The sequence below is a fragment of the Neobacillus sp. PS2-9 genome (genome assembly GCF_030915525.1).
Classification (GTDB): Bacteria; Bacillota; Bacilli; order Bacillales; family Cytobacillaceae; genus Neobacillus.
Genome location: NZ_CP133269.1, coordinates 3,006,987 through 3,020,220, shown reverse-complemented (window position 1 = coordinate 3,020,220; position 13,234 = coordinate 3,006,987). Strand labels below are relative to the sequence as shown.

At 37.7% G+C, this 13,234-nt stretch carries 14 protein-coding genes; 11 read left to right on the top strand and 3 right to left on the bottom strand.

Going from position 1 to position 13,234, the window contains the following annotated elements:
• The first annotated feature begins 2 nt into the window (after positions 1-2).
• From fliP to RCG25_RS15240, 10 genes are all read left to right on the top strand, one after another.
• Positions 3-749: a flagellar type III secretion system pore protein FliP gene (gene fliP / locus RCG25_RS15285; RefSeq protein ID WP_308079681.1), complete on the top strand. Its 747-nt coding sequence runs from the start codon at positions 3-5 to the stop codon at positions 747-749.
• A gap of 17 nt (positions 750-766) precedes the next feature.
• Positions 767-1,036 carry a flagellar biosynthesis protein FliQ gene (fliQ, locus tag RCG25_RS15280; protein ID WP_308079680.1) on the top strand — a complete coding sequence of 90 codons (270 nt, stop codon included), beginning with the start codon at positions 767-769 and terminating at the stop codon, positions 1,034-1,036.
• Entirely contained in the window at positions 1,037-1,816 is a 780-nt protein-coding gene (gene fliR, locus RCG25_RS15275) for a flagellar biosynthetic protein FliR (RefSeq protein WP_308079679.1), read from the top strand.
• Positions 1,817-1,818: 2 nt separating this feature from the next.
• Complete coding sequence (flhB, locus tag RCG25_RS15270) at positions 1,819-2,913, top strand: flagellar biosynthesis protein FlhB (RefSeq protein WP_308079678.1); 1,095 nt, start codon at positions 1,819-1,821, stop codon at positions 2,911-2,913.
• The gene (gene flhA / locus RCG25_RS15265) at positions 2,910-4,943 is read left to right on the top strand and encodes a flagellar biosynthesis protein FlhA (RefSeq protein ID WP_308079677.1); all 2,034 of its coding nucleotides are present in this window, start codon (positions 2,910-2,912) and stop codon (positions 4,941-4,943) included. The genes flhB and flhA overlap by 4 nt, the downstream gene beginning before the upstream one ends.
• On the top strand, positions 4,940-6,247 hold the full coding sequence (gene flhF / locus RCG25_RS15260) for a flagellar biosynthesis GTPase FlhF (protein WP_308079676.1): 1,308 nt from the start codon (positions 4,940-4,942) through the stop codon (positions 6,245-6,247). Before flhA ends, flhF begins: the two co-directional genes overlap by 4 nt.
• A 1-nt stretch (position 6,248) precedes the next feature.
• On the top strand, positions 6,249-7,133 hold the full coding sequence (locus tag RCG25_RS15255; RefSeq protein WP_308079675.1) for a MinD/ParA family protein: 885 nt from the start codon (positions 6,249-6,251) through the stop codon (positions 7,131-7,133).
• A gap of 12 nt (positions 7,134-7,145) precedes the next feature.
• The gene (locus RCG25_RS15250) at positions 7,146-7,484 is read left to right on the top strand and encodes a hypothetical protein (protein WP_308079674.1); all 339 of its coding nucleotides are present in this window, start codon (positions 7,146-7,148) and stop codon (positions 7,482-7,484) included.
• Between the two features lie 47 nt (positions 7,485-7,531).
• Positions 7,532-8,335, top strand: a complete 804-nt coding sequence (locus RCG25_RS15245; protein WP_308079673.1) for a sigma-70 family RNA polymerase sigma factor — start codon at positions 7,532-7,534, stop codon at positions 8,333-8,335.
• A 135-nt stretch (positions 8,336-8,470) separates the two neighbouring features.
• Positions 8,471-9,409 (top strand): manganese-dependent inorganic pyrophosphatase, encoded by a 939-nt coding sequence (locus RCG25_RS15240; RefSeq protein WP_308079672.1) that lies wholly within the window; start codon positions 8,471-8,473, stop codon positions 9,407-9,409.
• 55 nt (positions 9,410-9,464) lie between these two features.
• On the opposite strand, the gene RCG25_RS15235 is transcribed toward RCG25_RS15240, so the two are convergent.
• On the bottom strand, positions 9,465-10,010 hold the full coding sequence (locus RCG25_RS15235) for a DUF3231 family protein (protein WP_308079671.1): 546 nt from the start codon (positions 10,008-10,010) through the stop codon (positions 9,465-9,467).
• A 172-nt stretch (positions 10,011-10,182) separates the two neighbouring features.
• Here RCG25_RS15235 and RCG25_RS15230 point away from each other — a divergent pair, with 172 nt between their 5' ends.
• A complete protein-coding gene (locus tag RCG25_RS15230) occupies positions 10,183-11,022 on the top strand; it encodes a CPBP family intramembrane glutamic endopeptidase (RefSeq protein ID WP_308079670.1) in 840 nt (279 codons plus the stop codon).
• A gap of 27 nt (positions 11,023-11,049) precedes the next feature.
• Here the strand turns inward: RCG25_RS15230 and RCG25_RS15225 are convergent, their stop codons facing one another.
• Together RCG25_RS15225 and RCG25_RS15220 are read right to left on the bottom strand one after the other, a co-directional pair.
• The gene (locus RCG25_RS15225) at positions 11,050-11,841 is read right to left on the bottom strand and encodes a hypothetical protein (protein ID WP_308079669.1); all 792 of its coding nucleotides are present in this window, start codon (positions 11,839-11,841) and stop codon (positions 11,050-11,052) included.
• A gap of 514 nt (positions 11,842-12,355) precedes the next feature.
• Positions 12,356-13,177: a Cof-type HAD-IIB family hydrolase gene (locus tag RCG25_RS15220; RefSeq protein ID WP_308079668.1), complete on the bottom strand. Its 822-nt coding sequence runs from the start codon at positions 13,175-13,177 to the stop codon at positions 12,356-12,358.
• Positions 13,178-13,234 lie beyond the last annotated feature (57 nt).

Below are 13,234 nucleotides of genomic sequence, written 5' to 3'. Positions count from 1 at the left end.
CAATGAAACGAAAAATAGCTATTCTTGTTCCGCTCCTATTACTCGGATTTATTTCGGTAGCTCATGCGGCTAGTCCAAATGGGAACATTATTCCTGGAATTGATTTAGGATCAAGTGAACCAGATAAAGTTTCTAATACAATGCGTATCATTATGTTAATTACGGTACTGTCTATCGCACCGGCTATCCTAGTTTTAATGACAAGCTTTACTCGTATTATTGTAGTATTTGGGTTTGTACGAAATGCTCTAGGCACTCAGCAAATACCACCGAACCAAGTGTTAATTGGATTATCATTATTTATGACATTTTTTATAATGGGACCGACTTTTTCTGAAATAAATCATAACGCACTGCAACCTTATTTAGCTGGTAAAATGACACAGCAGGAAGCGTTTGAATCGGCGAGTGATCCGTTAAAGGAATTCATGGCCAAACATACACGGGAGAAGGACTTAGCGCTTTTCATGGAGTATGCCAAAATGAAAAAACCGAATCAAATTAAGGATATACCACTAACAGCACTCGTACCTGCATATGCGATAAGTGAACTGAAAACTGCTTTTCAGATGGGATTTATGATTTTTATCCCATTCTTAGTCATCGATATGATTGTTTCAAGTGTCTTGATGTCAATGGGGATGATGATGCTCCCGCCAGTAATGATTTCACTGCCCTTTAAGATACTATTATTTATTTTAGTTGATGGATGGCATTTAATTGTAAAATCATTGCTCGTGAGTTTTTAATAGAGGGAGTGTAATAAATGTCTACCGAACTAATTTTACGAATTGCTCAGGAAGCAATATATACGATTCTCATTGTAATCGCTCCAGTGGCAGGGATCGCTTTAATAGTTGGCTTACTCGTGAGTATTTTTCAAGCTACCACACAAATACAGGAGCAGACACTTGCATTCGTTCCGAAAATCGTGGCAGTGTTCCTATCAATCTTATTTTTTGGACCGTGGATGCTGCGTCACGTTGTAGATTTTACACAAAGTTTATTAGGAAATCTTTCTCAATTTGTGGGGTAAATGATGGCTATGGATGCTTCTTCTTTGTGGACCTTTTTACTAATTTTTGTACGCATCACGACATTTATGGTCACAGCTCCATTATTTTCAGGACGACAAATACCAACACATTACAAAATTGGTTTTAGTGTATTCCTAAGTATACTCTGCGTTGGAATCGTAAATGAACCTATTGATTCATTGCCTGAGTCAAAGATTGTCATGTTAATACTCAAAGAGTTTATGGTTGGTATAGTACTAGGATTGGTGGGGAATATTCTCCTATATGCTGTACAAATGGCCGGGTCAATTATGGATGTATTAATCGGTTTTTCAATGGCTAGTCTTTTTGATCCTACGTTTGGGACAAATTCTCAACTAACAGGGCGTATGCAGAATACTCTTGCTTTATTAGTTTTATTAACGACGAATGGACACCATCTATTGATACAAGGGGTTTTAGCAAGTTTTGATTGGATTTCACTACAAGCTACAGTGCCAGCATTTACCGATGGCAAACTCGCATCCTTTATCTTGGATTGTCTTCAACAAATGTTTTTAATCGGGTTTATGATGGCTGCGCCTATTATAGGTACGTTGTTTGTCGTGGATGTAGCATTAGGAATTATTGCAAGAACGGTGCCACAAATGAACTTGTTTGCGGTGTTTCCACCTATGAAAATATTAATACACTTTTTTATCTATATATTCATTTTACCTAGCTTCTTCTATTTATTAAAAATACTATTCGAAAACATGTTTGGTTCTATGTCTGAAATCATTAAAATAATGGGGGTGTAAGGATGCTTCTTCGTTTAGATTTGCAATTGTTTTCTGGTGAAAAAACGGAAAAAGCCACACCGCAAAAGCGGAGGGAGACGAGAAAAAAAGGGCAGGTCGCGAAGAGTCCAGAAGTTTCTTCAGCCCTTACACTGCTACTTAGTTTCGGCTTTTTCATGATTGCTGGTAAAAGTTTTATTGAGGGATGTTTAAACATCTACCGGCATAGTTTCCAAGAATATTTACTTTGGAATCTTTCAAACTCAAGCTCTCAACTATTATTTAATCAGCTCCTGTGGGATGTTACAAAATTAGTAGGACCTTTTCTTGCTATTGTCCTTGTTGCAGGTGTTCTTGCTAACTATATTCAGGTAGGGTTCATGTTTAATCTTGAGTCAATTAAAATGAACTTCGGAAAGCTTAACCCTCTACAGGGTGCGAAGCAAATTTTTTCTATGCGCTCGGTTGTAGAATTAATAAAATCAATTTTAAAAATCGTTATTACCTCGGTGATTGTATTTTTAATGATTTGGAATCAAAAAAATGAATTATTTTCTATTGGAGAAAAAAGTCTTTTTGATTCTGCAAGTTTTATAGGCTCATTGACTATAAAAATTGGGATGACAATAGGAATCTGTTTGGTAGCTTTGGCAGCGGCTGACTATTTCTATCAATGGTTTTCACATGAAAAGAAAATCCGGATGTCAAAACAAGATATAAAGGATGAACATAAAAAAATGGAAGGCGATCCTTTGATTAAAGGAAAGAGGAGAGCCAGACAGCAGCAATTGGCTATGAATCGAATGATGGCAGAGCTTCCAAAGGCGGATGTGGTCATTACCAATCCAACGCATTTTGCCGTTGCTATTCGGTATGATTTTAATACGATGGTGGCTCCCGAAGTCATTGCCAAAGGTAAAGATCATATTGCACTAAAAATAAAAGAAATTGCTAAGCAAAATAAAATAATGACAGTAGAAAATAAACCATTGGCTCGTGCTCTTTTTGCAGCAGTAGAAATAGGACAGCCAATACCAGAAGAGTTGTTTAATGCAGTGGGGGAGATTTTAGCATATGTATACTATCAAGAAGGTCGGTATAAGGGGATGATGGCATGAAAATAAAAGAGTTTTCCGTATTCATTGTTGTCATTTTGATTGTTACGATGATGATCATTCCACTGCCAACATTACTATTGGATTTTCTATTAATCTTCAACATCTGTGTTTCTTTGATGATTTTATTAGTAGCCATGAATACGAAAGAACCATTGGATTTTTCAATTTTTCCAACAGCATTATTAATTACAACATTATTTCGATTAGCACTTAACGTGTCTACTACCCGTTCCATCCTATCAAAGGCAGATGGCGGAAAAGTGATCGAGACATTTGGATCCTTTGTAATTGGGGGCAGTCCGGTAATCGGTTTTATCGTCTTTTTAATACTGGTTGTTATTCAATTTATTGTTATCACCAAGGGTTCGGAAAGGGTAGCAGAAGTAGCTGCTCGTTTTACATTGGACGCGATGCCTGGGAAACAAATGAGTATTGACGCCGACATGAATGCCGGATTGATCAGTGAACAAGATGCTCGTTCACGACGTAGGAAAATAGAGATGGAAGCAGATTTCTATGGAGCAATGGACGGTGCCAGTAAATTTGTAAAAGGGGATGCGATAGCAGGTATTATTATCCTGTTAATCAATGTTATTGGTGGTTTTATTATCGGTATGTCTATTCATGGTATGGGCTTTGCTGAAGCTGCCAGTACGTTTACTCTTTTATCTGTAGGGGATGGATTAGTTAGTCAGGTGCCTGCGTTGCTGATTTCAACTGCGACAGGGATCACCGTTACCCGTGCAGCTACAGATGGCAGTCTTGGTACGGATATTATGCAGCAGATTTTTAACTATCCTAAGCTGCTATATATTGTTGCAGTAACAATATTTTTGCTTGGATTATTTACACCAATTGGACTTCTCTTAACAGTTCCTGTGGCTGGAATTCTAGCTTATGGAGCGTATTCCATACAAAAAACTGCCAAGAAGGAAGAGCAACTTAATGAGCAAGTGGAAATGGAAGCGGCAGAGGATGATATAAGCAATCCAGAGAAAGTGATTAGTTTGCTTCAGCTGGACACTCTTGAACTGGAGATTGGTTATGGGTTAATTCCATTGGCTGATCAAAAACAAGGGGGAGACATTCTTGACCGCATTGTCATGATTCGAAGACAATTTGCACTTGAATTAGGATTGGTCATCCCTACGATTCGGATTCGGGACAATCTACAGTTAACACCAAACCAATATGTCTTAAAGTTTCGTGGTAACCGAATTGCGGAAGGTGAAGTATACCTGGATCATTTTCTAGCTATGAATCAAGGCGGAGAAGGAGAAGAATTAGATGGTATTCAGGTGATTGAACCAGCATTCGGTCTCCCTGCGACTTGGATAAGTATGGAAGCCAAACAAATGGCAGAACTCATGGGTTATATGATTGTTGATCCTCCTTCAGTCATTGCTACTCATTTAACAGAAGTTTTGAAGCAGTATGCTTATCAGTTACTTCGTAGAGAAGAGACGAAAGAATTAATCGAGAACTTAAAAGGAACACACCCTAATTTGGTTGAAGAACTGGTTCCTGGTTTACTGTCAGTAGGCGATATCCAAAAGGTACTACAAAATCTTCTTCGTGAGCAGATATCTATTCGTGACTTGGCTTCTATTTTTGAAACATTAGCTGACTATGCTGTATATACGAAGGAACCAAGAGTATTAACAGAATATGTACGCCAATCCTTAACACGCCAAATTACAGAACAATTTTCAGAAGGCGGCGTGATTAATGTTTTAACTGCTGGAGCCACATTAGAAAAAGGTATATCTGATTCTATTCAGCAAACAGAAGCTGGCGGTTATTACCTTTCTATGGATCCACAAACATCTAGAAGAATTACAGAAGTTTTGCAAGAACAAATTGAGCGGGTGGTTAAAGCGGGAGGTCTTCCGATTTTTCTAACTTCACCAAATATTCGCATGTATTTAAAACAATTTGTTGATAAAATCATGCCTACTGTACCTGTTCTTGCTTATACGGAGCTGGAACCTAATGTTGAGATCCAAAGTATAGGAGTGGTCAATATATGAAAACCAAGAAAATCGTGGCAGACTCTATGCCCCTTGCTTTAAAAATGGTGCGCCAGCAATTAGGTGAGAACGCAATAATTGTTAATACTAGGACCATCCAAAAAGGTGGCGTTTTCGGTCTTTTTTCTAAGCAAAAATATGAAGTGACTGCTTATGCCATGGAAAAGAAAAGCCCTAGTTCAGAGCCAAAATTCGCTCTGGAATTAAAGGATAAAACAGAAAAACCACTCTTAAATATAAACAATATCGAAAATGAATCTGAGGAGCAAGAAGAGACTATATCAGGCTTTCATAGGAATCCTCAAGGGTTATATAATTATTATTCAAAAAAACCAGTTGGAACAGAAAAACCTATTCCGTCTACAACCACCACCAAGTCTCAAGAAGATGAAAAAAAAGTATCTGTGTTATCAAAGGCAATGGAAGAGCAAAATCCTTTACTCGATGAGTTACAACAGATGAAAAAAATGATGATGACCTTCATGATGAATGGCAAACAAGATGAGGGACTATCGCCTAATCTGAATAATTGGGTCACACGTTTGAAAAAGCAAGGTGTGGATGATGAAGTTGTTGGGGACCTAGTGAATCGTATTCTATTGAAATATGAGTCAAAGGCTGATTTGGCGGATGACATTATTGAAACTGAGCTTTTTTCAATGATTACTGGAATTATTGAAAAGAAACTACCTGTTTCTAATGTAGTTCATGAGAGAACGCGCATGATCAATGTCATTGGGCCTACTGGTGTAGGAAAAACGACATCAATTGCAAAACTTGCAACTGAACAGGTGCTAAAGCAAAAGCGCAGAGTGGCAATGATTACTACGGATGTCTATCGGATTGCTGCAGTTGAACAATTAAAAACCTATGCTGGAATCTTAAATGTACCTGTTGAAGTGGTTCGTACCGCGGATGAATTAGGATCAGCACTTAAAAAGTTGGAACATTATGATTTGATTTATATGGATACAACTGGACGCAACTATAAAGAAGTGGAATACCGTGAATCCATTAATCAATTCTTAAATCATCCTTTGGAAAGTGATAATTATTTAGTATTAAGTATGACTACGAAGTTTGAGGATATGGAAATATTGTTAGATGAGTTTTTAGAAAGCCCAATTAAAAAATTGATCCTTACTAAATTTGATGAAACGAGCAGTTATGGTTCGATTCTTAATATTGCTTATAAATATCCATATCAATTAGCATACATCACAAATGGACAAAGTGTTCCTGAAGATATTATTAACGTCGATGCGACATTGCTTGCGAAATATTTATTAGGAAAGGAACTTTAAAATGGACCAAGCACAAAGTCTACGAGAATACATGCATCGATTTAATGTTCAGCAAGAAGAACATCACTCTGCTCGTGTTTTAACAATTACAAGTGGTAAGGGCGGGGTAGGGAAATCAAATTTCACTCTTAACTTTGCATTAGGTTTAAATGCAGTCGGTAAAAGAGTTGTGGTCTTGGATTTAGACTTATCGACCGCGAATATTAATATATTAATGGGAATAACGCCACGGAATAGTCTGGCAGATGTTCTGCATCGTCAGAAGTCAATTTGGGACGTATTAGAAAAAGGAACGGCTGGAATCGATTATATTTCTGGAGGACTTGAGATCCAAGACCTAATGGAGTTAGACCCAAATACACTTTCGTATTTTTGGAGTCAAATTCAGGAACTTCAAACCTATGCAGATTTTATTCTACTAGACACAGGTGCCGGGATATCAAAGGAATTAGTAGATTTTATTTTAGCTTCTGATGAAACCATATTGGTTACCACACCGGAACCGACTGCTATTGCAGATTCCTATGCGGTTTTAAAAACAGTCATTCAGTTTACGAAGCAAACCCCAAATTTTCGCTTGGTAGTCAATCGTGCGCAATCTTATCGGGAAGCTGTTGACACTTCTAGAGCAATAAAAAATGCTACTAGTAGTTTTCTAAAATTTAAATTAGTGACATTAGGGTTTTTGATGGAAGATGCACATGTTAGGCAATCTGTTAGAGCTCAAATGCCATTTTTTATCACTTACCCTAATTGTGAAGCATCTAAGAACATTAAACAAATTGTTAATTCCTTTTTACCTCAGTCTGAAGAATCATCAAAAGATCAAACCAAAGGAATCCGTGGTTTTTTTGAAAAAATGTTTTCACTCGGTAAAACAATGTAAAAGGGGGCGCCTATGGAATTGACTTGGAAAGTTAATACAATAATGGGGGCCACTGCGTTCCTCTTGACCTACTTTTTTTCAATTACAAATAACATATGGCAAACATCCATCTTAAGAGCAATTTTCGGATTTCTATTCTTCTTTCTATTAGGCTATTTATTCCGAATCGTATTAAGTCAAATGAATGTAAAAAATTTAGAGAATAAATCGAACCTAATCCATGAACAATTTACGGAAGATGACCTGGAACAGGCAGAGGAAAAACTATTAGGTGAATTAAATAAGGAAGATATGTTGTTCCAACAAATTCCCCTGCATTCTTTACATCAAGGGGAAGAGCGATCATCCTAATAAAACTCATTCCTACATGTACAACCCAAGAAAAGGAGGGATAAACGTTGAACACAGGTATTAAAGAAACCAAACCGCATGATTTATTGTGGAAAAGCTACCGAGAGGGGCACGATTCAAGGTCACAGGAACATTTAGTCAAACAGTACATGTACTTGGTTGAGCAAATGGCTAATCGAATGAGTCTTAGTATCCCGCAACGTATTATTCCGAAAGAGGACTTAGTTGGGTTAGGCTATATAGGCTTACTTGAAGCAATTAAGAAATTTGATTACAAAAAGGGATATCAATTTGAAACTTTCGGCTTGTGGAGAATAAAGGGAGCCATGTTGGATGGGATCCGGCAAATGGACTGGGTACCAAGAGGGCTTAGAGACAAAGCCAAAAGACTAAATAGTGCTTTTCGGGAGTTAGAGCAAAATTTGATGAGATCTCCCTCTGAAGAGGAACTCAGCAAATATTTGAACATTCCACTGGATGAAGTCGACCAAGCCATGGCTGCGTTATCAGTGTCCACACTGCTTTCACTTAATGAACCGTTTAATTCTAACGAGGATGATGGGAAACAGCAAAGTCGGATGGATCAGGTTAAGGATGATAGCTTCAGCAATCATGATCGAGGGTTACAAATGGCAGATTTCAAGCAAATGATGGCTGCATGTATTGATACAATGCCAGAAAAAGAAAGACTAGTCATTTCATTATTATATTATGAGGGTTTAACTCAAGTAGAGATTTCAGAAGTCTTGAATCTCACAAAGGGAAGAATCTCTCAAATCCATTCAAGAGCGATCTTACGGTTGAGACAAAGCTTCGAAGCCAATGGGTATTCTTTAGATTCCTTTTTATAGAGATGTAGGATATATTGTGTTAAGGGGCAGTTTTTGTTTTGAATCCTCTAACAGAATAATATATAATTTTTGATGGGGTCATTCCCATCAGTTTGGGCTTGTCCTACATAATTTCATACGATTAGGAGTAGTAACATGGAAAAAGTACTTATTTTCGGTCATAAAAATCCCGACACAGATACAATTTGTTCTGCTATTGCATATGCAGATTTGAAAAAACAATTAGGCATGGATGTTGAACCTGTCCGCCTAGGTCAAATTAACGGTGAAACACAATACGCACTTACTCAATTCAAAGCTGAGACTCCTCGTTTAGTAGAAGCAGTGGCTGCTGAGGTTAACTCCGTTATTTTAGTAGACCACAATGAGCGCCAACAAAGTGCCAACGATATCGCGGATGTTCGTGTACTAGAAGTAATCGACCATCACCGTATTGCCAATTTCGAAACAAGTGATCCGTTATACTACCGTTGTGAGCCTGTAGGCTGTACGGCGACAATCTTAAATAAATTGTATAAAGAGAATGGAAAAGAAATTAAGCCTGAGATCGCTGGCTTGATGTTATCTGCGATTATTTCTGACTCTTTATTATTTAAATCTCCAACTTGCACACCAGAAGACGTGGAAGCTGCGCGTGAATTAGCTGCCATTGCAGGTGTAGATGCTGAAAGCTACGGCCTTGAAATGTTAAAGGCTGGAGCAGATGTTCGTGACAAATCAATCGCTGAATTGTTAAGCCTGGATGCAAAAGGCTTCGAAATGGGCGCTAGCAAGGTAGAAATCGCTCAAGTAAACGTGGTTGACACAGCTGATGTTCTTGCTCGCCAAACGGAAATAGAAGCAGCAATCAATTCTATCATCGAAGAAAAGAACCTTGATTTATTCCTATTTGTTGTAACTGACATTTTAACAAATGATTCTGTTGGTTTAGCGTTAGGTAGCAAAGCTGTTGCTGTTGAAAAAGCATACAATGTTACTCTTTCAAATAACACTGCTACCCTAAAGGGCGTTGTTTCTCGTAAGAAGCAAATCGTTCCAGTGTTAACTGATATCTTTAATAAAGGTGAATTTTAATATTTCACTAAAAAAACCGTTCATGCCGGATTTCGATGGCATGAGCGGTTTTTGTTTAATTTGGCGAGCCTGGTGGATAGTAATAGGGAGGCACCTTTAGCCAACCACGTTCACGCATCAATTTTTTTAGCGAAGAGCCATACTTAAATATTTCAAATTGTATTTCAAAAAACATCTTGCATGCATCGTTTCTAACACACAGAGCTATTCCTTGACCTATAAGCGTAATCTCAGCTGCAACCTTAGCAGATACTAAGTTTGCTAACTCCTCATCGGTATATTTTACCCCAAGTGGGACCGCATTTGGATCTGATTTTGGTTTATTCTCTGAGGATGGTGGTAATGGAATACCTTCATTGATAAAAAAGGTACGCAGGCGCTGACTTACGTCTTTCGCGGATTGGTGTCCATTCGTAAAGGCATGAATTAATTGATCATCCGTTGTTGTATTTAGCCCTAACTCAAATATCATAATACCTTCTTCAACTAAGGTAAGTAACAGCCAAAAGTGGTTCACTTCTCCAATATGTAAGGGATTTTTTCTCTCACCGTCTGCCATTGGTGCAAAAAGGTCTTTTAGGGATTCAAATATATTGGTCATAGACAGCCTCCTTTGGGTTTATTAACATATATAGTTTGGCTGTTTTTTTGGTGTTTTATTTCCAAATTATTTTTTAAAGATGAAATTTGTATTGTCGTAATTTCCCTTTTCTTCCATAAAAACTATAGCTATAATAAATTTAGGAATGGTTAAGGGGGAAAATTGAAATAAAATGAAAAATAAATCACTGTTGTATAGTGTAAGTGTATTGGTTGTAAGCTGGGGATTTACTCTTTTACTTTTTCAAAACGAGGAGCAGGCATTAAAATCTTTCGCGCTAGTAATGTTTGCGCCGTTAGTTGTTGCTATTATTTTTAATAGGATACCAGCTTTAAAATTGACTTCAGAGGTAAGGTTTTTCAATTTTAAGGGTCTTAAGCTGCCCTCTTGGTTATTTGGGTTGTTTTATCCGATTGTCATGGTACTAGTAATTGCTGTTATGAATTTGTCTTTTGGAATTAGTGATTTGAAGGACTTATCATCTAGTGATGTGAAAAAACTTGTAACTGTCATTTCCACATTTATTCCAGCATTATTAAGTGCATTTGGGGAGGAAGCAGGATGGAGGGGGTATTTATTGCCTTCCTTAGCTGAAAAATATAGCAATATAAAAGCGACGTTTATTACTGGGGTGGTTTGGGCTACATTCCACATGCCTGTAGTATACTTACTGGCAAAAGTTCAGCATGTACCCAATCCAGCTTTAGTAACGCTCGTTCAAGCGGGTACGGCATTTACGATCTCGTTCTCTTTTGCTTATATCTTTTTCAAGACAAGAAGCCTCATTCCTGTGATTCTGCTTCATGCGTCTTGGAACTTATTCAACCCGTATGTATTAGGGAATATCTATACAAATGAAACTGGAATCCTGAAGGGGAATCTTTTTATCCAAAACGGTGAAGGTGTAATGGGCTTGATTGTATTACTTATAGCCTGTATTTTCTTTAGGTATCGGATTAAGCAGTTGGAAACGACTCAAGGGCAAGCTGGCAACATCGGGCCGTCAGTTTGATGATTAAAAAAGAAGGTTCACCGCTGCTTAGTCTAGCGGTGAACCTTCTTTTTGACTTGCTGATTCAAGTTCCTCGTGTTTTTCATCCTTCTTATGATTCAATAAGAAAAACGTTAACGGTTGGTCTGAGCCAGTCATTAATTTGTAAACATAGGAAGAAGTGAGTTTATAGCCGTCATCGATTTTTTCTGCCAGGTAATTGGTCCGTTCAAATAGGATGGAACGGATATGGTTCACTTGACGCGCAATTTTGTCTAACAGTGCTTCTTGAGTGTCAAGCCGCTCCAAGACGCCACCATGAAACTCCTCTTGCTTCGTGATTTTTTCTGCTGTTTCTTTTTGTAATTCCAGTTGTTCCTGCATCTTTAATGCAAGCTGCTGGTTAGTTTCTTCACTTCGTTCCAGCCTGCTGGCAATTTCCTGATAGCTTTTGTTTAACTGACTGACTTGATCAGTTAAAGATGATCTCGACACGGATTCCTTTTCTAAAATGACTTCTAGCTGCGCGTTTTTCTCATGAATGGCCTGCAAGCTCTTCATCATTTGGTCTTCCATGTCCTTTTGCTGCAGGTTGCTGTTTTTCAAATCATTAAGCTGGTCGTCGACCTTTTTCCATTGTATATCTTGTGCTTCCTCTTGATGAATGGTACGAACATGGAGGTTGTTTAGAGCCTGTTTAAGTGATTTGTTCGCTTTTTCCTGTTCATTCATTAGGTCGGTCAGGAAATCCCGCCGTGAATAAACTTGATTGGGTTCTTTAAGCTGGTGGTTCGTTTTAAAAACATCCGGATGCTCATTTTTATTGATGAATAGTCCCATACCTCTCTCCGCCTTTTTTAATTTTGCTTGTAATAGCTTATGCTTGGGGCGAGGAAGAGGGGACATACTTGGGCTAGACTATATTTAGTAAAAAACGCCCAACTTTTTGAGGAAGTTGAGCGTTTTTTATGATTTTGAACTGTTAGATGGGTGATTCTTTATGAATTTTGTATATATCTACACAAAAATGATGGATATCTACACAAATTAGAGATATATCTACACAAAATTAATAGATATCTACACATATTTGGGATATATCTACACAAAAATCAAGGATATCTACAAAATTTTAGATTTCTATATAAAGTGAATTTTGGAATTCTACACAAAATCAAAGGAATTCTACACAAATTAGAATTAATTCTACACAAATTCAAGAGAATTCTACACAGATTAGTAATAATTCTACATAAAGTTCAAGAAATTCTACAAATTTACGAGTTATTCTACAATTGTTGTAAAAAAATACCACTTCTCATAATAAACTGCCCAACATACCACCATATAACGATTAAACCAGCACAGCACCATTCAGCACAAACTTCTCAACAACCTTCGCTACGCCATCATTCATATTCGTATCAGTCACATAGTCGGCTTTTTCCTTGATATCATCAGGTGCGTTGCCCATGGCCACGCCTAGTCCTGCAAACTCAATCATCGCCAGGTCATTGTAGCTGTCACCGATCGCAATTACTTCTTCACGAGTAATGCCAAGCTGCCCAATCAAATGGTTAAGACTTGTCCCTTTCGTTACACCATCTTCCGTAAACTCTAAAAAGAACGGCTTCGAACGCATCACACTAAGCTCACCAGCAAACTGCTCTTGTAGCTTTTTTTCAACAATAGCAAGCTTTTCTGGCTCCTCAAGCATTAACACTTTAACCACTGGTTCATTTACTGAATCCACAAAGCTGTCCACTTCAAAAACTTCTAGGCCGGTAATAGTAGCTTCCACATCTGTATATTGATTACCCGCTTCTGTCACAATATAGTCGCCTACATAGGTGTGAATCCAAACATCTTCACTACGACTTACTTCATATAAGTTGTGAACCACTTCAGGTGATAAGGTGCTACTAAACAGCTCTTCACCGGTTTGGCAGTTTGTAATTTTTGCACCATTAAAAGAGAGAATAAAACTACCATAGTCCTTTAAGCGTAATTCTTCAGCAATATCAAGCATCGCAGAAGTAGGGCGACCAGACGCTAATACAACCTTAACGCCCGCTTCCTGAGCATCCATTAACGATTGCTTAGTACGAGGAGAAATCGTGTGGTCGTCCTGCAATAATGTATCATCTAAATCTAGTACAATCATTTTATATGTCATTTTTGATGAATCCTTTCTAAACTATATTTCCTTCATCATCTTACTATAAGTCTAGGA